Raw genomic sequence first — 21,840 nt, forward strand, 5'->3', positions numbered from 1 at the left:
CCCATTCGAGCCGAGTCGCGGCCAGCCGGCAAGCCGAAGCCGTCCAGGGTCCACAGAGCCGAAGGAAATCGAGGGGTGAAGAACATTTTCTGATTCTGAAGGACTGTACCGTTGGCGGGGTCTTCCCGCTCCGAGCAATTGCTTCTACCTTTTACGGCTTCCAGTCCGTTTCTTAATCTCACTGGGTGTCGCTACAGCCGCCTATGACGTTGCGCTTCAAGGCGTGAGCCCGCGAAGCCGCCGCTATATAGTGACATCCACATCCGATGTCGACTCTCCTCAAGGCCCGTGCAGACGAGCCATGCAAAAGTCGCATGGATCGCTGATCCAGTCAGAAATTTTCAACCCACGGCCTGAGTTCCATTTCCCAGGTCCAGGCGCTGCGGTGCTGGCGGTGGATGGCGAGATAGGCCTCTGCGATCGCATCCGGAGACAGCCGGCGATCCTGCGGCCCGGGCTCCTGTCCGGAAGCGGCCGAAGCAATGGCGCCGTCGATGATGAAATGCGCAACGTGGATGTTCTTGGGCGCCAGTTCGCGGGCCATGGATTGCGCCAGCCCGCGCAATCCGAATTTGGGCATCGCAAAGCCGGCGGAGCCGGCGAACCCCTTCACACTTGCTGTCGCTCCGGTGAAGAGGATCGACCCCGCCCCTTGAGCGATCAGCCGGCGGGCCGCCTGTTGAGCTACCAGGAACCCGCCATAGGCCCCGACCAGCAAAGCCTGTCGGACAGCCTCGGGATCGAGTTCGGCTATTGGACCGCGAGCGCGGCCGCCGGCGTTGAAAATCACGAGGGAAAGCGGTCCAGCCTTGTCCGCGATATCGAACAGATGCTCGACCGATGCTGGATCCGAGACATCCGTCGCCACGGCTTGCGCGCCGGTTTGCGCTTGCAAGGCATCGAGCTTCTCGATGTTTCGGGCGGCCAGGACGACATGGAACCCTTCCCTGGCGAGAAGACGCGCGAGCGAGGCGCTCAATCCGGAGCCCGCCCCGGCAATCACGGCGACGTTGGATGTCATGAGATCCTCTCCTCTTCCAGTGATTGCAACCGCCGGCGGATGTTGAACTCTGCCGGATCGGCTCCGCACCGGCAACACGCAAGGCGAAAAGAAAAATGGCCGGGCGCCAAACGGCCCGGCCAAAAAAGAAGGTCATAACCTTCAGAGGGGAACACCGCTCGGTGAAATGGGAGGAAAACACCGAACGGTTTTTCCTTTTTGAGCCGATTCCCCGACGAATACGACGAATGATTTTCTAAGAATCGGTCGGGATGGCAAAAATCCCGTTCTTTCTCGTCCAAGACTCAGCCGGCCCGGCTTTCCGGCTCGAGCAGATCCACATAGTGGCGCCGAGCGACGTCGGGATGCGAGCGCAGCCGGCTTTTCAGCACATTGGTTCCGACATCGCGAAACAGCGGATTGTCCGGATCGCTGGCCGGCCCGCGCGCCTGCGCCGCCAGATCCTCGGAAAGGCTAAGCAGCGGTATCGTCGCATCGAGCCTGGCGCTGAAGAAGAACGGCACCGAAATGCGTTCAATCCCGGCCGCCGGCGTCACGACACGATGCACGGTCGCCCGCAAATAGCCGTTTGAGGCCAGTTCGAGCAATTCGCCGATGTTGACGACGAGCGTACCGGGAATGGGGTCCACATCCACCCAGCTTCCGTCATAGTCGACCTGCAGCCCCTTATTGTCATCCTGAAGCAACAGCGTCAGGAAACCGCCATCCTTGTGCGCGCCGACACCCTGGTCATCGCCGGTCGCCTCTCGGCCGGGATAGCGCACGATTTTCATGCGGTGGTTTGGCTGCTCGCGGTAGATCGGGTCGAAAGCGTCCTCGGGTTGATCGAGCGACAGCGCGAAGGCTTTCAACAGCCTGATGGCCACTGCTGTTGCCTTGGCCTGCCATGCCAGCAGGGCGGGTTTGAGTTCCGGCAACGCAGCGGGCCACTGGTTCGGCCCCTGCAGCCGCGTCCAGGCGGGAATTCCTGGCCCTTGCGCTATGGGCTGACGCTCGACGCCGATGTCGAGCTGTTCGCGCCAATCGGCCTTGCCCTTGGTCAGCTCGCCGCCGGCGCGGGTATAGCCACGGAACTGCGAGGATTTGACCATTTCGATCGCGAGCTTGTCGGCCTCGGCCAAGGCAAAGAAGCGGCGCGACGCGGTGAGCACTTCACTGATTTCCGCCCACGAAATGCCATGTCCGGCCAGGTAGAAAAAGCCGATGTCGCGCGACGCGGAACGCAGATCCGCCAGAAATGTCCGGCGTTCCGACGCGCCTTGTTCAAAGCGGCTCAAGTCGAGCACGGGTACTATTCTGGGCATATCAGGCTCCTTTCCCGGCTTTGTGCGGATGTTATCGTCCGCAAACCAGGACTGTTGGACAGGCGTGCACTTTTCGGCGGTCACACCCGCCGGCAATGCCTGCAAGTCTCATTGACTCCAGATTGCCAAGAAAGAAACGATCGGCCCTTCGAGGCCGCCGCGATGAACAATTTTTGCGCGCGCGCCGGCAAGCTGACAATGACCGCGATCATTCCGGGCGATACGGACCGCCAGCAGGCGCGCGACCTCCACGCTATTGGGCTGCCCTGAGCAGCATGCCGAACAGGTCGCGTGGCTCGTCGGGGTCGGCGAGCATGTCGAGCTCCTGGTAGAGGCCGGTCGATCTCAGTTGATCCCTGACATAGCGCAATGCCGAAAAGTCCTCGATGGCGAAGCCCACCGAATCGAACAGCGTGATCTGGCCGGCGTCGCGCCGGCCCTCAACGGCGCCGGTGACCACCTGCCACAGCTCGGTCACCCGATGACCCGGCGCGAGCTGCTGGATCTCGCCTTCGATGCGGGTCTGCGGCGGGTATTCGACGAAAATGTCGGAGCGCAGCAGGATGTCGCGGTGCAGTTCGGTCTTGCCGGGGCAGTCGCCGCCAACCGCGTTGATATGCACGCCCGAGCCGATCATGTTGTCGGTCAGTATGGTGGCATACTGCTCGTCGGCGGTGACGGTGGTGATGATGTCCGCACCCTCGACCGCTTCCTGCGCGCTCGTGCAGGCCGTCATGTCGAAGCCGAGGCCGGCGAGATTGCGAATGCATTTCTGTGTTGCCGAACGGTCGATGTCGTAAAGCCGCAGCCTGTCGACGCCGAGCAGTGCCTTGAAGGCCAGCGCCTGGAACTCAGCCTGGGCGCCGTTGCCTATCAGCGCCATGCAGCGGGACTCGGCCGGCGCCAAGTGCTTCGCGGCAAGGGCTGACATGGCCGCCGTGCGCAGTGCGGTCAGAATGGTCATCTCGGACAGCAACACGGGATAGCCGTTGTGGACGTCGGCCAGCATGCCGAAGGCAGTCACGGTCTGGCGGCCCTCGCGCATGTTCTTGGGATGACCGTTGACGTATTTGAAACCATAGACCTCGCCGTCGCTGGTCGGCATCAGCTCGATAACGCCCTCGGCGCTGTGCGAAGCGACGCGGGGGGTCTTGTCGAACAGCTCCCAGCGGCGGAAGTCGTCCTCGATATAGCCGGCGAGCTCAACCAGGAACCGCTCGACGCCGATCCTGAGCACGAGCTTCATCATATTGTCGACGCTGACGAACGGCACGATGTTGAGATTGGGTATCATTTGTTCCTTGCCGGTACACCAGTCAGTTCTGGCGATGCGGGTTGTGTGCGTTCATCATTGTCGCCAGTCTCGGAAGTATGTCAATATCTCTTCATTATTGACCATAATTAAAATATCTGAAATAAACTCGACACAGCATATATTTCAGGGGAGGCCTATGGCGATACGCGATGTTCTGATGCGCGGGGATCTGGCGCTGACGCCGTCGGAAGAGAAGATCGTCAGGCTGCTGCTGACGGACTATCCGACCTCGGGCCTCGGTACCGCATCGTCGCTTGCGCGACGCGCCGGCGTCAGCGATCCCACCGTTGTCCGGCTGGTCGTCAAGCTCGGCTATGAAGGGTTCCCGGACTTTCAGGCAAAGCTGCTCGCCGAGGTCGAGGCCAGGCTGCATTCGCCGCTGTTGATGATGGAGACCAAGCGGCAAAGCGGTTCCAGCGACAGCGCGGTGCTTGCCTATCTCGATTCCGTTACCACGGCCCTGCAGAAAGCCACCGCGGCGACACCGGTCCAGACCTACGAGCGTGCCGCCCGCCTTTTGATGGAGGCCAAGGGCGAAATCTTGCTGGTCGGCGGCCGGTTCAGCCGCCACATCGCCGGGATGCTGGCTGGATATCTCGTGCAGTTCCGCACCGGGGTCCGCGATCTCGGCGTGCTCTCTCCGCAGTCGTTCGACACGCTGGCCGACCTCGGTCGTCGCGACGTGCTCGTCGTCTTCGACTATCGCCGCTACCAGTTCGACGTGATGGCCTATGCGCGCCAAGCCGCCGCGCTCGATGTACGCATTCTTCTGTTCACCGACCAATGGCTGTCGCCGATATCGGACCTTGCCGAAGTCACGATCGTCAGCCCGCTCGAAGTCGCCTCGCCCTATGACACGCTGGCGCCGGCGATCGCACAGATGGAGGCGCTGACGGCCCAGATCGTTTCGACGCTGGGCGACGACGCTCGGGCTCGCATCGAGAGGATCGAGAAAGTGCGGCACGCCAATGCGGTGACGCTCGACAGCGATGCGGAAGGGAGCGGCATGCGCAAGACATCAGGACCGCGCAAGATACCTGGACCCAAAGCAGCAAAGCAGGACGAGAAGGCATGACCCAAGCCCTACCCAAGCGAGACGAAGCTTTTCGTACCGGCGAGACAGCGCTGCTGCTGGTCGACATGCAACGCATCTGGTTGGAGCCGGGTGCCGATCCTTCGCATCCAGAACGCGGACCCGATCATTATTTCTACCGGCAGACATGCTCGCAGACGATCCCCAACCAGGAGCGCCTGCTGGCGGCGGCGAGGGCCAATGGCGTCGAAGTGCTGCACACCATCATCCAGAGCCTGACCGAAGACGGCCGCGACCGCTCGCTCGACCACAAGCTGACACCGATCCATGTTGCGCCCAGCCTCCCCGAAGGCCTGCCAGTGCCATCGCTGGGGCCGGTCGGCGACGAGATCATGCTGCCGAAAACCTCGTCGGGCATCTTCAACTCGACCAATGTCGACTACCTGCTGAAAAACCTTGGCATCCGCTATCTCGTCGTGGTCGGCGTGCTGACCGACCAGTGCGTCGACATGACAGTGCGCGACGGCGCCGACCGCGGCTATCTCGTCACCTGCGTATCGGATGCCTGCGCCACCATTACCCAGGAGCGCCACGACATCGCGCTGAAGGCCTTTGGCGGCTATTGCTGGGTCACGGACACCGACACCGTCGTCGACCGCTTCAACGCTCTGGGAAAAAAGGCATGACATCTGCCGTCGAGCCTCTCGTCGCCGTCGTCACCACGGATCTCTCCGCCATTACGCGGGGCCGCTTCGTGGTCGAAAGCAGATTGCAAAAGACCGCCGCGACAGGGATCGGCTGGCTGCAGGCCAATCTGTCAATGACGCCGTTCAATTCGATAGTCGATCCCAATCCCTGGGGTTCGTCCGGTGACCTTCGGCTGATCCCGGATCTCAAGGCGCGCTTCCGCACCGAGCGGACGGGATCGGCGACGCCCTTCGACATGGTGGCCGGCGACATCGTCGAGCTCGATGGCAGCCCGTGGCTTGGCTGCACGCGGACCATGCTCCGGGATGCGCTGGCGGAATTGAAGGCGGCCACCGGCCTTTCCGTCATCGCCGCCTTCGAGCACGAATTCCACGTTGCCGGCGGCAGCTTCGCGCCGGCACATTCGATGTCCTTTGCCGCCCTGCGCCGCACCGACCCGTTCGCCCCCAATCTGATGGCGGCACTCGAAGAGGCAGGTGTCGGCCCCGAAGTGGTCATCGCCGAATTCGGCAGTGAGCAATTCGAAGTGACGCACGAGCCGGCCGATGCGCTCACGGCAGCAGATCGCGCCGTCGCCATCCGCGAAATCACGCGCGAAGTGGCACGCAATGCCGGCTGGCGCGCGAGCTTCGCGCCCAAGGTCGCCCCGGATGCCGTCGGCAACGGCGTGCACATCCATTTCAGCTTCGTCGACGAAGCCGGCAAGCCCGCAACTTACGATCCGGCGCGTCCCGGCGGCCTGTCCGCCAAGGCTGGCGCCTTCTGCGCCGGCGTGCTGCGCCATCTGCCCGCGATGACCGCCATGACGGCGTCGAGCGTGTCGTCCTTCTATCGCCTTAAGCCGCACAGTTGGAGTTCGTCCTACACCTGGCTCGCCGACCGCGACCGCGAGGCGTCGCTCCGCATTTGTCCGACGGTGACGATCGGCGGACGCGATCCGGCACGGCAGTATAATGTCGAGTATCGGGCGGCCGACGCAACCGGCAATCCCTATCTGTCGCTGGCGGCGATCATCCGCGCCGGGCTGGAGGGGCTGAAGGCGGACTTGCCATCACCGCCGCTGGTCACTGGCGACCCGACGCTGATGAGCGAGACGGAACGGGCGGAACTCGGTCTGGTGCGGCTTCCCGAGACCTTGCCGACGGCACTGGATGCGCTCCTGGCCGACAAGACCGTTACGGGATGGTTCGCCCCGATCTTCATCGAGACCTTCGTCGGGTTGAAGCTGCATGAAGCCGAGCGCCTGGCAGGCCTTGATCCGGCTGCCATCTGCGATCTCTACCGGACGCTTTATTGATGACTGCGCAGGCCGAAAAAAGCTCGCGCCCCCAAGAAGATTGGCCCGAAGCCGTCGAGGTGCTCAACGAGCATGGCCGTTGCGAGATCGTGCTGCTGTGCGAGCATGCGTCCAACCATATGCCGGCGGAGTACCGCCGGCTCGGGCTCGATGCCAGCCATCTGCAGCGCCACATCGCTTGGGACATCGGCGCCGCGGAGGTGACGCGCCTGTTATCGGCACGGCTTGATGCAGCGGCCTTTCTCAGCGGCTATTCCCGACTGCTGATCGATCTCAACCGGCCACTGGGCAGCCTGGGCAGCATTCCGGTGCTGTCGGAAGACACTGACATTCCCGGCAATGCCGGCGTCGACGGAGCGGAACGAGACCGGCGCGCGGAAATCATGTTTTCGCCGTTCCATGAGCGGGTGGCCGCGCACCTCGATCGCCGTGTGGCCGAGGGCCGGCCGACGCGGATCGTGACGATCCATTCCTTCACACCGGTGTTCCTGGGTGTCGCCAGGCCTTGGCATGCGGGTGTGCTGCATGGTCATGCAGCCGATCTCGCAGCGGCGATCCTTTCGGGCCTGCGCACCGACGCCGCACTCAACGTCGCGGCCAACGTACCCTATGTGATCAGCCGCGATGCCGACTACGCCGTACCCATCCATGGCGATGATCGCGGCATCCCCGCCGTCCTTGTCGAGATCAGGCAGGACTTGTTGTCGACACGGTCGGGCATCAAGGAATGGGCGGACCGGCTGGCGGCGGCGCTGCCGGCGCACGAGACGGAGGCATCTCAGCCGGTGCGGACGTGACGCCGCGACCATCGCGCAGGTCGACAAGCCGCGCTTCTCGCCATCAGCGCGGCGCTCGCATGACGGGAACGGTCCGGCCCGAATGGACAACCTCCCGAAAGCTCACAATCAGGTCGCCCGACCTGACCTGCCGCCCCAACCGGCGTCAGGGCAATCTCGCCTAAAGCGATGGTCCCATCTGGATAGGGCTGCCGTCGCTGAACCGGGATTGACGGAACCTGTGAAGGTTGTGTCCAGTCTCGTTGCCCTGGATCAAGTCGGATAGGACGCGGCCCATGCCAGGCCCTATGCCGAAGCCATGGCCGCTCATCCCGGTGGCGATGACGAGGCCATCGACCGTTGCGGCGCGATCGACCACAGGCACGACATCCGGCATCGCATCTATCATGCCGGCCCAGCTTGCCCTGAGCGGCACCGCCTCGAATTGCGGAAAAAGCGCCTTGAACCCATGATCGATGGCGCGAAGGGCCCTGGGTTCCGGGGCAGGATTGAGAACGCGCATGCGTTCGAACGGGCTTTCCTTGTCGGCATCCCATTTGCGCGGGGTGGACCAGCTGTCCGGATATGCACGCGGCGCCGCCGGCAGGTAGCGCGTGCCGAAAGGATTTGCCTTCAGGGCAGGCAGGTATTTCGGTGCGTGACGCAATGCATCCGGCCCGACATAGAGCAGGTGGCTGCCTCCCGCCGCGAGCGTGTACCCGCCGTCCTTTCTACGCCGGAAGGCGATGCGTTCGTCCGCGGCAGCGCCGGCATGGATTTCCGGCATAGGCGCGGTCGCAGCGACGGTCGTGCGGACACTGAGCTGCGGGATCGAGACGCCATGCGCGCGCAGGAACAGCGACGTCCAGGCGCCGCTGGCGACAAGCACGTTCGAAGTGGCGATGCGGCCTCGTTCGGTCCAGACACCGCTGATGCGCCCTGCTGAGATGTCGAGCATGCGTGCCGCACAGTTCTCGATGATTGTGACACCCTGGCGAGCGGCCAGGCGGGCAAGCGCCGGCACGGCGACCCAGGGCTCGGCACGCATGTCCGACGGCGTGGTCATGGCGCCCTTGAAGGGGCGTGACATGGCCGGGATCAGCTTGGCGGTCTCGCCCTGGTCGAGGAGGCGCGTGTCGACGCCATGGGCCTCGGCGATCTTCAGGAACTTGGCGAAACCGGCCATCTCCTTGTCGGTCCGCGCAAGATAGGTCACGCCCGTCTGCGTCAAGCCTATGTCCTCGCCGCACTCCTCGGCCAGTTGGCGCCAGAGACGCTGCGCTTCGATGACGATGGGCAATTCGTCCGCGTCGCGGCCCTGCTGGCGAATCCAGCCCCAATTGCGCGAGGACTGCTCCGCGGCGATGCGTCCCTTCTCCAGCAAGGTCACCGGTATGTTGTGCCGGGCCAGGAACAAAGCCGCGGTCACGCCGATAATGCCGCCGCCGACAATGACCACATCCGACGTCTTCGGCAGCGGCGCCTGGAACTGGATCGGACTGGCTTCGGTAAAAGGGAAGATCGTCAAAGGACTGTCCTTTTTCATAAGCGTGCCCCACGCCGATGGCTGGTCCCAGTGGCGCGAAAGTCGCCCGCTTTCATCGGACACTGGCCAAGCATGAAGTGCGACGACGAGCACTACACGACCGGCCTCGAAAATTTGCGTGCCAGCTCGATGAAATTGTTGACCACCCGTCGAGGCCGCTTCTCGTCGCAGGGCAGCCCTGGCTTCATCGATAATCGGGTGGCTAGGGCACGCGAATGCCGGACGAAGCGAAGCGCTCGCTCAGACCTGTCGCGACATTCCGGCGAAAGATCGCAAACGATGGCTTGCCGCCCGATGGCTTCAGGCCAGCCCGAACCGCTCCACCGCACGCATGATGCCGCGCAGTTCCGCGAGGCCTTTCAGCCGGCCGATGAGCGAATAGCCAGGGTTGATCTTCTTCTTGCCGATGTCGTCGGCAAGCAGATGGCCATGATCGGGCCGCATCGGAATTTGCCAGTCGGCTCGGCCTTCTGCGCGACGGCGCTTCTCTTCCTGCATCAAAGCGAGGATGACATGCGCCATGTCCGTGCCGCCCTCGAGATGCTCGGCCTCGTAGAACGAACCGTCCTCCTCGATGGTGATGTTGCGCAGATGGACAAAATGGATGCGGTCGGCGAATTCCTTGACCATGGCGACAATGTCGTTGTCGGCGCGCGTACCGTAGGAGCCGGTGCAGAACGTCAAACCATTGGCCGGGCTGTCGACCGTCTCGAGGATGAAACGCGCATCCTCGGCCGTCGAAACGACGCGCGGCAGGCCATAAAGCGAGAAGGGCGGATCGTCGGGGTGGATGCACATACGCACACCCGCCTCTTCGGCCGCCGGGATGATCTCGCGCAGGAACCAGGCAAGATTGTCGCGCAGTTCCTTAGGCCCAATCGCGTCGTATTCCGCCAGCGCCTCGCGGAAACTGTCCCTGTTATAGCTACGCTCCGTAGCCGGCAGGCCGGCGATCAGATTGCGCTCGATCTGGCCGATCTGCTCCGGTGTCAGCGCCTTCAGGCGCTCCTCGGCCTGGGCAATACGTGACGGCGTATAGCTTGCCGCGCCGTTCTTGCGCTGCAGGACAAAGAGATCATAGGCAGCGAAGTCGATGGCGTCGAAGCGCAAGGCATAACCGGTCGTCGGCAGCCGGTAGGCCAGGTCGGTGCGAGTCCAGTCGACCACAGGCATGAAATTATAGCAGATCGTCTGGATTCCGGCCTTCGCGAGCGCGCGGATGCTGTCGCGATAATAGCCGGCATAGCGCTCGCGCTCCGGCGCGCCGATCTTGAAGGAATTGTGAACCGGAATGCTCTCGACGACCGACCAGGTCAACCCAGCCGCCTCGATGATGCGCTTGCGTTCGAGCACATCGGCCTCAGGCCAGGCCCTGCCATCATAGATATGGTGAAGCGCTGAAACCACGCCGGTGGCGCCAGCCTGTTTGACATGTTCAAGCGTCACCGGATCATCGGGACCGTACCAACGCCAACACTGTTCCATTGCCACTTCCTTTCTGCGAGAGACCGGCAACCTATTGTTTGACCACGATGAGTGTCAAACTAAGAGCCGGTTTCGATAGCAATGAAGGAGCTTCCGCAATGAAGGATTTTGACGGCAAGGTGGCATTGGTGACAGGAACGACCGGTATCGGCCTGGCAGCCGCCAAACGCCTGGCGGCTGGGGGCGCCGCGATCGTCGCCTGCGGGATCGACAGCGCGGCCAACGCCGCCATGCAGGAAAGCCTCGCCAAGTCCGGAGCCGATGCGCTGGTGCAAACGGTTGACGTCTCCGTTTCCGAGCAGGTTCGCGACGCGGTCGTGGCCGGCGTGGCGAAATTCGGCGGCATAGACGTCATCGTCAATTCGGCGGCGGTGCATCCCTACGGAACGGCGACGACAACCGACTGGGAAACGTGGAACCGCGCTATGACGGTCAATGTCGGCTCGATCTATCTGACCGCCCATTTCGGCATCCCGGAAATGATCAAGCGTGGCGGCGGCGCCATCGTCAACGTCGCTTCGGTGCAGGGCTTCGCCTGTCAGCAGAACGTTGCCGCCTATGCCACGACCAAGGGCGCCATTCATACGCTGACGCGTTCGCTGGCACTCGACTATGCCGCGTCCGGCATAAGGGTCAATTCGGTCAGCCCGGGCTCGATCCGCACACCGATCCTCGAAAAGGCCGCGCGTGGCGACGGCGGCAGCGATGCCGACGTGGAAGAGGCCTACAGGCGCTTCGGCGCGGCCCATCCGCTCGGCCGCATCGGGGAACCGGAGGAAGTGGCGGAACTCATCGCTTTCCTGTGCTCGTCGAAGGCCGGCTTCTGCACAGGCGCCGACTACAAGATAGATGGCGGCCTCACCGCCGGCATCGGCGTGAAGTAAGACCGTGAAGATCGATCTCGAGACCCAATCGGGAGTGGTGCATTAACGCAGCCAGTTCGGAACAATCTTTTTTGGCCGAAGTTTTACCCCTTGAAGGGACGAACTCTCCGAAGGAGATTTCCTATGAAACATGTTCTCATTACCAGCATGCTGGCGATCGGGCTAGGCTGCGGGACGGCGATGGCTCAGACGCAGCAGCCCGCCGATAGCCAATCAGGAGCGGACACAAATTGCGCTTCCGGCACGACCAACTGCCAGAAGGGCTCGAAGATGAAGGAGCAGGCACAGGGCACCAAGTCCCAGACTGATCAGCAGGTTCAGGACAAGACCAAGGCCAAGACAGAGGAGCAGGCACAGGGCAAGGCCAAGGCCAAGACGGACGAGCAGGCCCAGGGCAAGGCCGGCACCACCACGGACCAGCAGGCCCAGGGCAAGGCCGGCACCACCACGGACCAGCAGGCCCAGGGCAAGACGAAGATCCAGACGGACCAGCAGGCGCAGGGCAAGGCTGGCACCAAGACCGACCAGCAGGCCCAGGACAAAACCAAGGTCCAGACCGACCAGCAGGCACAGGGCAAGGCCGGCACCACCACGGATCAGCAGGCTCAGGACAAGACAAAGGTCCAGACCGATCAGCAGGCCCAAGGCAAGGCCTCCACGCAGGACAAGACCTCGACCGCTTCCATCAACAATGTGACGGTTGAACAGAAGACCCAGATCACTCATGTGATCAGGGAAACCAAGGTCGAGCCGGTCACGAACGTCGACTTCGACGTCTCCGTCGGCATCGAAGTTCCGCGGCACAAGGTCAGGCTGCATCGCTTGCCGGCTCGCATCGTCAAGATCGTTCCGGCCTACGAGGCGTACGAGTATTTCGTTCTCGCCGACGGCCGGATCGTCATCGTCGATCCGGATACATACAAAATCGTGCTGGTGCTGACCTAGGGCAATTCCAGGGAAAAGTGCGTAGCGTTTTTCCGTTCGGAATTGCGTAAAAACAAAGAGTCAGAGCACAGGATCGTTCAACCCGCCCCGCTGCACGCGGGTCGGGTTGAGCATTATGGCGAGATGATGCGGAACTTCCCGTGCAAACCTCTGCGCATGCTCAGGGATTGCGAGGCCGCAATGTCCTCAAGGTAATCGAGTAGCGGTGCTCGGCAAGCGGCGGGATGCTGTGCTCCCATTGCGACCGCGACGGCCCCGTCATGAGATAGGCCGATCTCGGCTCGACAGTGATGGTCCGACGCTCCCATTTAGACCCATTCTTGCGCCGAAGGCGAAAATCGCAGGGCGCCAGCAGCGAAACGCCCGCGACATCCTCGAAATGCGGCTTGTCGCGGTGCCAGCCGATACCGGCGCCGGGCCGGTACTCGTTGATCAAGACCTGCGCGAAGGTTTCGGCCGGCCGGCGCGCAAAAGCCGCGACCTTTTCGCGCAAGGGCAGCAGAAAATCAGGTATCGGCGGTGCCTCGACCACCTCGCGCCGGTCATAATCGTAGCGAAGGCCAAAACCGACGACACGCCGGTTTGCCAGATGGCCATGGAAGTCGAAGGCCTTGAAGGGCAGTGCCTCTAGATGATGGACGAGTTCGATTTCGTCCTGTGGAGTGATCAGTCCGGTCTGGTAGGCGAAACCCTCCGGCAGATCATCCTGAGCGGCACCGAAGAGATCGTGCTGGGCCACACGGCCGGCTGTTTTCGGTTTGAGCGGCGACATTTTGCCTAGATGGTGAAGGCCGGACCACAAGGCAATATGGGAACCGCGCTTGCCTGCCGCTGGATACGTCCAAAACCGGCGCAACGGAACCGCGAGAGGAGCGTGAAAGTTTAGCAACGGCGGTTCCGTCGGGGGCCGCCGGACACGTTCTAGTCTTGGAGTGCCGGATGCCGCGCGTTGAAACCGGGGCCTGCTTTTGCGGGGCGATCGCCGCCACCATGGACGGTGAGCCTTTCTGGATATGCTACGATCACGATGACGATTGCCGACGGGCCATCGGCAGTCCACTCACCGTCTGGGTCGGGTATCGGCCGCGCCAATTCAATCTTTTGAGGGGGGCGCCAAAGGCCTTTTCCAAGACGCCGGGTGTTATCCGCACTTTCTGTCCCGACTGCGGGAGTGCGATAGGCTATAGCGACGAAGGGCTGCCGGACGAGCTTTATCTGACGATCGGATTCTTCGACAAACCCGAAGGGCTGCGGCCACAGGCCCATGCCTATTGGGATCTCAGGCTGCCTTGGGTCGACTTTGCCGACAAGCTGCCGCGCATCGATCGATATTCGAGGAAACGCGATGCGAAGTTCGGCAACCCAAGCGACAGGTAGCAATGTCGGGTTGCGGCACGGAACCGCACCACGCCTGGCGGGTTATTTTGCTGAGCCGTCAGGTGCCAGCATGCCGTCGACCGTCATTCGAAACACGCAATACGATCCCGCGACCAGGATCCTCTCGGTCTGGTTCGTGCCGCACGGCAACCGCTATGACTATGAGAACGTCGCTCCGGCTACCTATGCGGCGTTCATGCGCGCTCCTTCGAAAGGCCGCTTCTTCAATAAATTCATCAAGGACCACCACAGGTACCGTCGCGTGGCGTGATGCCCGGCCCGTCACGCCTTCCTGTTCTCGTCGGCGCTCAACTCATCCGGCGCCGGTTCCCAACCAAAGACACTGCGGCCGCCAAGCAGATGCGACTGGTCGAATTCGCCGGCGACAATTTCCTTGAGGCTGGGACCCGTGACGTATCGCTCGACCTGCCGCGACTGATGGTCGAGCCGCCTCAGGGCGCCGATTTCCTCTTCGCGACCGAGCCTGGCCTTTTGCACGGCGGACTTCAGCACGCCGATCGTCTCGTCATAGACCTTGAGCGGTACAGGGAACGGATGCCTGTCCTTGCCGCCATGCGCCAGCGAAAAACGACCCGGGTCCGAAAATCGGCAAGGCGCGCCATGCACCACTTCGGCAACGAGAGCGAGTGCCCTCACCGTGCGGGCGCCTACGCCCGGAACCAGGAGAAGCTCGGCAAAATCGGCTGGACCTCGCTCGGCGGCGGCGGCCATGTTGCCATGAAGGCGATGCATCACGACGTCGCTTTCGCGGACGTCGTGATGAGCCGGCATGATCAAATGCGGCAGCAGGGGCTGCACCGGAGCCGGTGCCGTACCAGGCTCCAGCGCGGCGAACTCCCGAAGGATGCGGTCCGGCCCAAGATCCTGGAGGAGATCAAGCTGTCCCTGGCGCGAGGCTTCGGCGCGGCGGTCAGTCAGGTTGACGATCTCGCCCTGGTTGGCGCCTTCGATGGCAGCATGCGGCTGGTCGACAAAGCTCTTCAAACCTTCGGACAGCCAATGGTAGCGGCGCGCCACCTTGCTGTCGCCGTTCATGCCTTGCTGCACCACCACCCAGTCGCCGTCGTCGGTGACGATGAAGCCATGCAGATAGAGATCGAACCCGTCCTGAACGGCGGCGCTGTCCACCTTGGCGACAAGCCGGCTTGCGGTTGCAAGGCGGGCTCCGTCGAAGCCGATGCGCTCGCCAATGGCGGCAAGCTCGTGGGGGGTTTTGCGCGAATGCGCTCCACGGCCGCCGCAGACGTGGATACCGAGTTCGCCCGACAGCGGCGTGAGGCCGCGTTTCAAGGCGCCGACGACGCTGGTGGTGATGCCGGACGAATGCCAATCCATGCCCATGACCGCGCCGAAGGACTGGAACCAGAACGGATGCGCCAGACGCCGCAGCAATTCGTTGCGGCCATAGTGATGGATGATCGCCTCGCACATGACGGCACCGAGACGCGTCATGCGGTCGCCCAGCCATTTCGGCACGCGTCCACCGTGAAGGGGAAGATCAGCACTGCCCGATCGTTGCGCCACGTTTGCCTGCTCCAATGTCCGCGATTGGGACAGATAAGCACTACAGACCCCGCAGGGAAGGCTGACGCTACACTGGCGTCAAGTCCAGTTCGAGAGAACCGTTTCCATCTCGACTGTCTCGACCTGCTGCGCGAAGCGCTGGTGATAGACGGTAAGCAGCGCGTCATGCGTTGCGTCGGAAGAGCTGCACAATGCGTCGGTGACGAGCACCACGCGATAGCCGAAATCGATGGCGCCGAGCACGGTGGCTAGGACGCATACATCGGTTTCGCCTCCCGTGACGACCAGCGTGTCGATCTCGCGTTCCATCAGAAAGGCCCTGAGGCGCCCTTCGAACCAGGGGGAATAGATGTGCTTGTCGATGACTGCCGCCGGCGGACAGTAAGCGGCGAGCGCCGGCAACAGTTCGATCATCTCCGGCCCGATATTGTCGATCGCCATCGAGGCCCAGCGCTCATAATAGCGCTTCCATGTACCAGCGCCTTGTCCCGGCCTTTGCGCAGGCAGGAAGCGCGTGAAAACCGTCTGTTCCGCACGCCTTTCGACCAACCTCTCAATTTGAGGCAAGACACGGGTTATCCAGGGTGTCGCCCAAGGCGACGGTTCGGCAAACAGCTTCTGCATATCCACACAGACATGCATGCACCGGTCGCCCAATGGGCCATAAGCCAAGCCTGGCATCGACATCAACGCATCTCCGATCGGCGGTGCGTTCTCATGATTTCCGGCACTGCCATCCGGATACGCAACGCCGCATGCGGGAACTCGTTCCTGAGCCGCCGGCAGGAACCGACGCGGGTGGCCAGCGTCTCCGCCGCGGTGAACGGAGGCGCTCGCATGAGACTGTCGGAGCTATGGGGCGGTCCTTTTCCAAGGCTGTGCCGAGAGCGGCACCGCGGCTCACCGGACCTTCCCGCTATCTCACCACACGCTTCTCGAGCTTGCGGGCCAGGGTGCGCCGATGCAGGCCAAGCCGGCGCGCCGTTTCGGAGATGTTGAAGCCGGTTTCGACCAGCGTTTCGTGGATGCGCTCCCACTCCAGGTTCTTGATCGAGGTGGGCCGGCTGGAAAGCGGTACGGAAACGTCGCCCTCGGCACGGCCGAAGGCGGCTTCGATGTCATCGGTATTGGCGGGTTTGGCCAGGTAATGGCTGGCGCCGAGCTTGATCGCCTCGACCGCCGTGGCGATGCTGGCAAACCCTGTCAGCACGACGATCCTGATCGACGCATCGCGGGCGCTGAGCAGCTTGACGCACTCCAGCCCGGAACCGCCGGCCCCAAGCTTGAGATCGACCACGGCATAAGCCGGAACGGATTTTTCGAGGGCGTCGAGCAAGGCTTCCCTGTCGTGGCAGACCATGACGTCGTAGTCGCGCTTTTCTAAGGAGCGCTTCAGCGTCTTGGCGAAGGTCGTGTCGTCCTCGACGATAAAGAGGGATCTATCAGGCCTCATGATCATCTCCGTCGGTCAACGCCGCGAGCGGCAGCGAAAGCGTAACACAGGCGCCCTGCTCCATGTTGCGCGCGGAAAAATCGCCTCCCAGTTTCCGGACCACATTCATGACAAGGAAAAGACCAAGACCGCCCCCTGGCCGTCCCTTGCTCGACATATAGGGCTGGCCAAGCGCCGCCAGAATAGTCTCGTCGAAACCCGGCCCGCGATCGCGCACGGCGATCACCAGCTTGTCGCCCTGCCGCTCGGCAGTGACGCCGACCCAAGCCTGCGACGCTTCCTGGGCGTTGTCGAACACGTTGAAGATGACCTGCTTCAACGCCGTGTCGGACACGATCTGCTCGTCCGGGTCGAAGTTGTTCGTGTATTCCAGCTTGAATGGCTGGCGACTGATGCGCCATTCCTCGACCAGATCGTCGAGGAAACCGCGAATGGTGGTGCGTATCGTTCCCTCGCCCCTGGCCTGGCCGGAAGACATCAGAATGCCGGACACGATGCGCTTGCAGCGCTCGATCTGCGCCCGCATTTCGGCCATGTCGGCCGCCAGTTCGCGGTTGCGTGCAAGGGTGCGCATCTGGCGCCAGTCGGACAGGATGACGGATATCGTGGCAAGCGGCGTACCCAATTCGTGCGCGGCGCCGGAGGCCAGCAGGCCCATGCGCACGATGTGGTCCTCCTCGGCCGAGCGTTGGCGCAGGTCGGCGAGATATGCATCACGTTCGCGCAGGTTGCGGTCGATGCGCGTCATGAAGATCACGATCAGGCCGGCGGCCAGCACGAAGCAGATGAACATGCCCCTGATATGCAGGGACAGGAGATCGCTGCCGCCATGATGCGGGATGGCGATCGGCTGGAAAAGGAAGATGAGGAAGACGAAGCAGGCCGACGCGGCCGCAACCAGGATCCAGGTAAACCTTGGGGTCAGCAGTGCCGCGCCGAGCGTGATCTGCAGAAGGTAGAGCGATACGAACGGATTGGACGCGCCGCCGCTCAGGTAAAGCTGCGTCGTCAGTGCCGCCATGTCGAAGATGAGCGCGACGAAGAGCTGGGTGTTGGTGATCGGCCTGATACCGCGCAGGACCAGCAGGCTGAAGATGTTGAGGCCAACCAGGAAAAGCACCACGCCGGCCATCTTCGCCAGCGGCAGCGGGATCTCGAACCAGTATTGCGTCGCCAGAATGGTGAGCACCTGACCCGCCACCGCCAGCCAACGCAGTTGGATGAGCAGGAACAAGTTCTTCCTGTTCGTTGCTTCGGGATTTGGTACCGCGCCATTGTTGGCGGCAAGGGACGCCGTCACCAGCGATTTGTCGCGGCGGAGCGCTTGCGTGGGAACGCTCATCCTGCTGGTCCTTGCCGCTGGGGGCGGCCGGTCATCGGCCTGGCCAAGGCGAGGGCAAGCATCGCAGCGAGCGTGAACCAGGTCAAAGCATAGATGAGGTGGCTGTTGCGGAAAGTCACGACGGTCAGCCCGCCGCGTGGCCAGCCGTCGATGCCGGATGCCTCAGCATCGACAAAATAGGGTGCGACATCCGTCAGGCCGCGCGCGGTTGCGATGGCAGCGACATCCCGCGAATACCAGCGATTGCCCGTGGTGTCATTCTTGCGCAGGAAGCCACCGCCTGGCTCGCTCATGCGCAACAGTCCATCGATGATGACCGGCGCGGTTGAGCCGCCGCTCTCTTGTCCGAACTCGGCCTTGCGCTCCGGGGGAATGAAGCCGCGATTGACCAGCACGACGAAACCACTGTCGGTCCGCATCGGCGTCAGCACCCAATAGCCGCCGCCAAGCTCCGTCACCGCCTGGACCAGCGTGTTGGCGCCGCCCAGGAAGCGTCCGGCCAATCGCACATGGCTGTATTCGTAGCGGGCCGCGGTGATGCCGTTCCAGCTCTCCGGGCCAGGCGCTTCGAAAACCGGGGCATGAATGCGTTGGTCGACACGGGCGATCAGGTCGAGCTTCCAGGCCCGCCTCTCCAACTGCCATATGCCGAGCCCGACAAACACCAGCACGCCGAGGAGCCCGAGCAGCACAAGGACAAGGCGCGATGCGGACGACCGGCCGGCGCCCTCTTGCGACGCGGGCCGCGGACCGATGCCCGTCGCCTCGGTGTTGGTTCTCCCAGACCCCGCAACCGGGCTCATGGCATCTCGCGCATGTCGTGCAGCCCCGGCATCATGTTGGCGTTGAGATGATACATCACCCAGAGCGAGCCGGTCAGTACGATCACGACCAGGATCAGCGTGAAGATCAGCGCCAGCATCGACCATCCGCCTTCCGAGGTGGTGTTCATATGCAGGAAGAAGACCATGTGGACGACGATCTGCGCGACCGCGAAGGCCATGATGACGATGGCCATCGCCTGCTTGTCGTCGATGGCGCCGCTCATGACCAGCCAGAACGGGATGGCGGTCAGGATCACCGACAGGATGAAGCCGGTCAGATAGCTCCGGAACGATCCGTGTGCTGCTCCTCCATGGGCATGGCCGTGACCCTCGGCATGATCATGAGCGCTCATCGCAACATTCCCATCAGATAGACGAAGGTGAAGACGCCGATCCAGACGACGTCAAGGAAATGCCAGAACATCGAGAGGCACATCAGCCGGCGGCGGTTCGCCTCGACGAGGCCAAATCGTGCGACCTGGGTCATCAGCGTCACCAGCCAGACGATGCCGAAGGTGACATGCAGGCCGTGCGTACCGACCAGGGTGAAGAAAGACGACAGGAAGGCGCTGCGCTGCGGTGTCGCGCCTTCATGGATCATGTGCGAGAATTCATAGAGCTCGATCGACAGGAACGCCAGGCCGAACAGGCCGGTGACGGCGAGCCAGGCTTGCGTCGCCCCCACGCGACCCTTGTCCATGGTCAGCATGGCGAAGCCATAGGTGATCGACGAGAAGAGCAGCATGGCGGTGTTGACCGCCACCAGATCGAGGTCGAACAGGTCCTTGGGTGCCGGCCCGGCCGCGTAGTTGCCGCCAAGCACGCCATAGGCGGCGAACAGCATCGCGAAGATCAGGCAGTCGCTCATGAGATAGAGCCAGAAGCCGAGCATGGTGGAGCCGCCTTCGGCGTGCGCATGCTCCTCTTCCAGGTGAAACACCGGTTCGGTGCCGGCTGTGATTGCTGTCGATGCCATGCTCAAACCCCAGCCCCGAGGAGCGTCGTCCTCGCCTCTTCCGTCCGAGTGACTTCGGCTGCCGGAATGTGGAAGTCGCGGTGATAGTTGAAGGTGTGGCCGATCGCGGTGGCGATGAGGCAAACGAAGCTCAGCGCCGCCAGCCACCAGATGTACCAGATCAGGGCGAAGCCGAGCGCGACGCTGAAGGCGGCCAGGATGACACCGGTGCCGGTATTGCTGGGCATATGGATCGGCCTGAAGCCGGCGAGCGGCCTGGTGTAGCCGGCCTGCTTCATGTCAAACCAGGCATCGTTGTCGCGAATGACAGGTGTGAAGGCGAAATTGTAGGCAGGTGGCGGCGAGGAGGTCGACCATTCGAGCGTGCGGCCGTCCCATGGATCGCCGGTCGGATCGGCAAGCGCCTCGCGCCTGCGGATGGAGACGAAGATCTGGATCAGGAAGGCGGCGATGCCGCAGGCGATCAGCACCGCGCCGAAGGCGGCGATGACGAACCATGTCTGCAGCGAGGGATCATCGAATACCCGCATGCGGCGTGTCACGCCCATCAGCCCGAGCACGTAGAGCGGCATGAAGGCGAACCAGAAGCCGACCACCCAGCACCAGAACGAGACCTTGCCCCAGAACGGGTCGAGCTTGAACCCGAAGGCCTTGGGCCACCAGTAGGCAATGCCGGCGAACAGCCCGAACAGCACGCCGCCGATGATGACGTTATGGAAGTGCGCGATCAGGAACAGGCTGTTGTGCAGCACGAAATCCGCCGGCGGCACGGCAAGCAGCACGCCGGTCATGCCGCCGACGGTGAAGGTGAGCATGAAGGCCACCGTCCACATCATCGGCAGTTCGAAGCGGATGCGGCCCCGGTACATTGTGAACAGCCAGTTGAAGATCTTCGCTCCCGTCGGGATCGAGATGATCATCGTCGTAATGCCGAAGAAGGAATTGACGCTGGCGCCGGAGCCCATGGTGAAGAAGTGGTGCAACCAGACGAGATAGGACAGGATGGTGATGACCACCGTGGCGTAGACCATCGAGGTGTAGCCGAACAGGCGCTTGCCGGAGAAGGTCGAGGTGACTTCGGAGAAGACGCCGAACAGCGGCAGGATGAGGATGTAGACTTCCGGGTGACCCCATATCCAGATGAGGTTCACATACATCATCGGATTGCCGCCAAAGTCATTGGTGAAGAAGTTGGTGCCGACATAGCGGTCGAGCGCCAGCAGCGAGAGCACCGCCGTCAGCACCGGGAAGGAGGCGACGATCAGCACGTTGGTGCAGAGCGACGTCCAGGTGAAGACGGGCATGCGCATCATCGTCATGCCGGGCGCCCGCATCTTGATGATGGTGCAGATCAGGTTGATGCCCGACAGCGTCGTGCCGACACCCGCCACCTGCAGCGCCCAGATATAATAGTCGACGCCGACGTCGGGACTGTAGCCTATGCCGGAAAGCGGCGGATAGGCGAGCCAGCCGGTGCGGGCGAATTCGCCGACGAACAGCGAGGCCATGACGAGGATGGCGCCGCCGACCGTCATCCAGAAGGAGAAATTGTTGAGGAACGGAAAGGAGACGTCGCGGGCGCCGATCTGCAGCGGCACGACGAAATTCATCAACCCGGTGACGAAGGGCATCGCCACGAAGAAGATCATGATGACGCCATGGGCGGTGAAGATCTGGTCGTAGTGATGTGAGTTCAGGTAGCCCTCGGAGCCATTGAAGGCGATGGCCTGCTGGAGGCGCATCATGATGGCGTCCGAGAAGCCGCGCAGCAGCATGACCAGCCCCAGCACCATGTACATGATGCCGATCTTCTTGTGGTCGACGCTGGTGAACCATTCACGCCACAGGTAGCCCCACAGCTTGAAATAGGTGATGACGCCGAGAAGCGCGATGCCGCCGAGCGCCACCGCGGCGAAGGTGGCGACAACGATCGGCTCATGCAGCGGCAGCGAGTCCCAGTTGAGGCGGCCGAAAATGAATTTGGTCAGCGTATCGGGCATCGCAAGTCT

At 62.7% G+C, this 21,840-nt stretch carries 22 protein-coding genes; 8 read left to right on the forward strand and 14 right to left on the reverse strand.

All coding sequences use genetic code 11. The annotated features are described in order from the left end of the window. Window positions 1-331: 331 nt before the first annotated feature. The 3 genes from FJ943_RS24265 to FJ943_RS24275 form a co-directional block, all read right to left on the reverse strand. Window positions 332-1,021 carry an SDR family NAD(P)-dependent oxidoreductase gene (locus FJ943_RS24265; protein ID WP_140614586.1) on the reverse strand — a complete coding sequence of 230 codons (690 nt, stop codon included), beginning with the start codon at window positions 1,019-1,021 and terminating at the stop codon, window positions 332-334. 284 nt (window positions 1,022-1,305) lie between these two features. Beyond that, entirely contained in the window at window positions 1,306-2,325 is a 1,020-nt protein-coding gene (locus FJ943_RS24270) for an isopenicillin N synthase family oxygenase (protein WP_140725641.1), read from the reverse strand. Window positions 2,326-2,578: 253 nt separating this feature from the next. Continuing rightward, window positions 2,579-3,619, reverse strand: coding sequence for an ornithine cyclodeaminase (locus FJ943_RS24275; RefSeq protein WP_140725644.1), 1,041 nt, complete (start codon window positions 3,617-3,619; stop codon window positions 2,579-2,581). Between the two features lie 157 nt (window positions 3,620-3,776). Between FJ943_RS24275 and FJ943_RS24280 the strand changes: the two genes are divergently transcribed. Genes FJ943_RS24280 through FJ943_RS24295 form a run of 4 tightly spaced genes read left to right on the forward strand, consistent with a single transcriptional unit; the run spans window position 3,777 to window position 7,475 of the window. Continuing rightward, window positions 3,777-4,715, forward strand: a complete 939-nt coding sequence (locus tag FJ943_RS24280) for a MurR/RpiR family transcriptional regulator (protein WP_140715566.1) — start codon at window positions 3,777-3,779, stop codon at window positions 4,713-4,715. Then, entirely contained in the window at window positions 4,712-5,359 is a 648-nt protein-coding gene (locus tag FJ943_RS24285) for an isochorismatase family cysteine hydrolase (RefSeq protein ID WP_015316481.1), read from the forward strand. The genes FJ943_RS24280 and FJ943_RS24285 overlap by 4 nt, the downstream gene beginning before the upstream one ends. Beyond that, window positions 5,356-6,678 (forward strand): glutamine synthetase, encoded by a 1,323-nt coding sequence (locus FJ943_RS24290; RefSeq protein WP_140725646.1) that lies wholly within the window; start codon window positions 5,356-5,358, stop codon window positions 6,676-6,678. The genes FJ943_RS24285 and FJ943_RS24290 overlap by 4 nt, the downstream gene beginning before the upstream one ends. Continuing rightward, a complete protein-coding gene (locus FJ943_RS24295; RefSeq protein ID WP_140725649.1) occupies window positions 6,678-7,475 on the forward strand; it encodes an N-formylglutamate amidohydrolase in 798 nt (265 codons plus the stop codon). Before FJ943_RS24290 ends, FJ943_RS24295 begins: the two co-directional genes overlap by 1 nt. A 160-nt stretch (window positions 7,476-7,635) precedes the next feature. On the opposite strand, the gene FJ943_RS24300 is transcribed toward FJ943_RS24295, so the two are convergent. Further along, complete coding sequence (locus FJ943_RS24300; protein ID WP_140725909.1) at window positions 7,636-8,982, reverse strand: FAD-binding oxidoreductase; 1,347 nt, start codon at window positions 8,980-8,982, stop codon at window positions 7,636-7,638. Between the two features lie 318 nt (window positions 8,983-9,300). Continuing rightward, window positions 9,301-10,485 carry a mannonate dehydratase gene (uxuA, locus tag FJ943_RS24305; RefSeq protein WP_140725651.1) on the reverse strand — a complete coding sequence of 395 codons (1,185 nt, stop codon included), beginning with the start codon at window positions 10,483-10,485 and terminating at the stop codon, window positions 9,301-9,303. A 98-nt stretch (window positions 10,486-10,583) separates the two neighbouring features. On the opposite strand from uxuA, the gene FJ943_RS24310 reads away from it, so the two are divergent. Next, entirely contained in the window at window positions 10,584-11,369 is a 786-nt protein-coding gene (locus FJ943_RS24310; protein ID WP_140614593.1) for an SDR family oxidoreductase, read from the forward strand. A gap of 123 nt (window positions 11,370-11,492) precedes the next feature. Beyond that, window positions 11,493-12,314: a DUF1236 domain-containing protein gene (locus FJ943_RS24315; RefSeq protein ID WP_140725654.1), complete on the forward strand. Its 822-nt coding sequence runs from the start codon at window positions 11,493-11,495 to the stop codon at window positions 12,312-12,314. A 160-nt stretch (window positions 12,315-12,474) separates the two neighbouring features. Here the strand turns inward: FJ943_RS24315 and FJ943_RS24320 are convergent, their stop codons facing one another. Continuing rightward, window positions 12,475-13,086 (reverse strand): alpha-ketoglutarate-dependent dioxygenase AlkB, encoded by a 612-nt coding sequence (locus FJ943_RS24320; protein WP_015316474.1) that lies wholly within the window; start codon window positions 13,084-13,086, stop codon window positions 12,475-12,477. Between the two features lie 167 nt (window positions 13,087-13,253). Here FJ943_RS24320 and FJ943_RS24325 point away from each other — a divergent pair, with 167 nt between their 5' ends. Together FJ943_RS24325 and FJ943_RS24330 are read left to right on the forward strand one after the other, a co-directional pair. Continuing rightward, complete coding sequence (locus FJ943_RS24325) at window positions 13,254-13,691, forward strand: GFA family protein (protein WP_140725657.1); 438 nt, start codon at window positions 13,254-13,256, stop codon at window positions 13,689-13,691. 70 nt (window positions 13,692-13,761) lie between these two features. After that, window positions 13,762-13,962 carry a KTSC domain-containing protein gene (locus FJ943_RS24330; RefSeq protein ID WP_140725660.1) on the forward strand — a complete coding sequence of 67 codons (201 nt, stop codon included), beginning with the start codon at window positions 13,762-13,764 and terminating at the stop codon, window positions 13,960-13,962. Window positions 13,963-13,973: 11 nt separating this feature from the next. On the opposite strand, the gene FJ943_RS24335 is transcribed toward FJ943_RS24330, so the two are convergent. The 8 genes from FJ943_RS24335 to cyoB all read right to left on the reverse strand — a co-directional run bounded on the left by FJ943_RS24335 (window position 13,974) and on the right by cyoB (window position 21,831). After that, a complete protein-coding gene (locus tag FJ943_RS24335) occupies window positions 13,974-15,236 on the reverse strand; it encodes a DUF763 domain-containing protein (RefSeq protein ID WP_015316471.1) in 1,263 nt (420 codons plus the stop codon). A 78-nt stretch (window positions 15,237-15,314) separates the two neighbouring features. Continuing rightward, a complete protein-coding gene (locus tag FJ943_RS24340; protein ID WP_015316470.1) occupies window positions 15,315-15,923 on the reverse strand; it encodes an isochorismatase family cysteine hydrolase in 609 nt (202 codons plus the stop codon). A 229-nt stretch (window positions 15,924-16,152) separates the two neighbouring features. Then, window positions 16,153-16,689 (reverse strand): response regulator transcription factor, encoded by a 537-nt coding sequence (locus tag FJ943_RS24345; RefSeq protein WP_140725662.1) that lies wholly within the window; start codon window positions 16,687-16,689, stop codon window positions 16,153-16,155. Then, window positions 16,679-18,031 (reverse strand): ATP-binding protein, encoded by a 1,353-nt coding sequence (locus FJ943_RS24350; RefSeq protein WP_140725665.1) that lies wholly within the window; start codon window positions 18,029-18,031, stop codon window positions 16,679-16,681. The genes FJ943_RS24345 and FJ943_RS24350 overlap by 11 nt, the downstream gene beginning before the upstream one ends. Further along, window positions 18,028-18,834: an SURF1 family protein gene (locus tag FJ943_RS24355; RefSeq protein ID WP_140725668.1), complete on the reverse strand. Its 807-nt coding sequence runs from the start codon at window positions 18,832-18,834 to the stop codon at window positions 18,028-18,030. The genes FJ943_RS24350 and FJ943_RS24355 overlap by 4 nt, the downstream gene beginning before the upstream one ends. After that, window positions 18,831-19,208 carry a cytochrome o ubiquinol oxidase subunit IV gene (gene cyoD, locus FJ943_RS24360; RefSeq protein WP_140614600.1) on the reverse strand — a complete coding sequence of 126 codons (378 nt, stop codon included), beginning with the start codon at window positions 19,206-19,208 and terminating at the stop codon, window positions 18,831-18,833. Before cyoD ends, FJ943_RS24355 begins: the two co-directional genes overlap by 4 nt. After that, on the reverse strand, window positions 19,205-19,837 hold the full coding sequence (gene cyoC, locus FJ943_RS24365) for a cytochrome o ubiquinol oxidase subunit III (RefSeq protein WP_041163352.1): 633 nt from the start codon (window positions 19,835-19,837) through the stop codon (window positions 19,205-19,207). The genes cyoD and cyoC overlap by 4 nt, the downstream gene beginning before the upstream one ends. Next, complete coding sequence (gene cyoB / locus FJ943_RS24370) at window positions 19,834-21,831, reverse strand: cytochrome o ubiquinol oxidase subunit I (protein WP_140725670.1); 1,998 nt, start codon at window positions 21,829-21,831, stop codon at window positions 19,834-19,836. Before cyoB ends, cyoC begins: the two co-directional genes overlap by 4 nt. Window positions 21,832-21,840: the final 9 nt, after the last annotated feature.

Origin of the sequence: Mesorhizobium sp. B2-3-10 (assembly GCF_006442275.1) — a bacterium.
In the GTDB taxonomy this organism is placed as follows: domain Bacteria; phylum Pseudomonadota; class Alphaproteobacteria; order Rhizobiales; family Rhizobiaceae; genus Mesorhizobium; species Mesorhizobium australicum.

What these genes read in the sequence shown, in the direction of transcription:
- FJ943_RS24265 (WP_140614586.1), bottom strand. Translation starts at nt 1,021, where the DNA reads ATGACATCCAACGTCGCCGTGATTGCCGGGGCGGGCTCCGGATTGAGC.
- FJ943_RS24270 (WP_140725641.1), bottom strand. Translation starts at nt 2,325, where the DNA reads ATGCCCAGAATAGTACCCGTGCTCGACTTGAGCCGCTTTGAACAAGGC.
- FJ943_RS24275 (WP_140725644.1), bottom strand. Translation starts at nt 3,619, where the DNA reads ATGATACCCAATCTCAACATCGTGCCGTTCGTCAGCGTCGACAATATG.
- FJ943_RS24280 (WP_140715566.1), top strand. Translation starts at nt 3,777, where the DNA reads ATGGCGATACGCGATGTTCTGATGCGCGGGGATCTGGCGCTGACGCCG.
- FJ943_RS24285 (WP_015316481.1), top strand. Translation starts at nt 4,712, where the DNA reads ATGACCCAAGCCCTACCCAAGCGAGACGAAGCTTTTCGTACCGGCGAG.
- FJ943_RS24290 (WP_140725646.1), top strand. Translation starts at nt 5,356, where the DNA reads ATGACATCTGCCGTCGAGCCTCTCGTCGCCGTCGTCACCACGGATCTC.
- FJ943_RS24295 (WP_140725649.1), top strand. Translation starts at nt 6,678, where the DNA reads ATGACTGCGCAGGCCGAAAAAAGCTCGCGCCCCCAAGAAGATTGGCCC.
- uxuA (WP_140725651.1), bottom strand. Translation starts at nt 10,485, where the DNA reads ATGGAACAGTGTTGGCGTTGGTACGGTCCCGATGATCCGGTGACGCTT.
- FJ943_RS24310 (WP_140614593.1), top strand. Translation starts at nt 10,584, where the DNA reads ATGAAGGATTTTGACGGCAAGGTGGCATTGGTGACAGGAACGACCGGT.
- FJ943_RS24315 (WP_140725654.1), top strand. Translation starts at nt 11,493, where the DNA reads ATGAAACATGTTCTCATTACCAGCATGCTGGCGATCGGGCTAGGCTGC.
- FJ943_RS24320 (WP_015316474.1), bottom strand. Translation starts at nt 13,086, where the DNA reads ATGTCGCCGCTCAAACCGAAAACAGCCGGCCGTGTGGCCCAGCACGAT.
- FJ943_RS24325 (WP_140725657.1), top strand. Translation starts at nt 13,254, where the DNA reads ATGCCGCGCGTTGAAACCGGGGCCTGCTTTTGCGGGGCGATCGCCGCC.
- FJ943_RS24330 (WP_140725660.1), top strand. Translation starts at nt 13,762, where the DNA reads ATGCCGTCGACCGTCATTCGAAACACGCAATACGATCCCGCGACCAGG.
- FJ943_RS24340 (WP_015316470.1), bottom strand. Translation starts at nt 15,923, where the DNA reads ATGTCGATGCCAGGCTTGGCTTATGGCCCATTGGGCGACCGGTGCATG.
- FJ943_RS24345 (WP_140725662.1), bottom strand. Translation starts at nt 16,689, where the DNA reads ATGAGGCCTGATAGATCCCTCTTTATCGTCGAGGACGACACGACCTTC.
- FJ943_RS24350 (WP_140725665.1), bottom strand. Translation starts at nt 18,031, where the DNA reads ATGAGCGTTCCCACGCAAGCGCTCCGCCGCGACAAATCGCTGGTGACG.
- FJ943_RS24355 (WP_140725668.1), bottom strand. Translation starts at nt 18,834, where the DNA reads ATGAGCCCGGTTGCGGGGTCTGGGAGAACCAACACCGAGGCGACGGGC.
- cyoD (WP_140614600.1), bottom strand. Translation starts at nt 19,208, where the DNA reads ATGAGCGCTCATGATCATGCCGAGGGTCACGGCCATGCCCATGGAGGA.
- cyoB (WP_140725670.1), bottom strand. Translation starts at nt 21,831, where the DNA reads ATGCCCGATACGCTGACCAAATTCATTTTCGGCCGCCTCAACTGGGAC.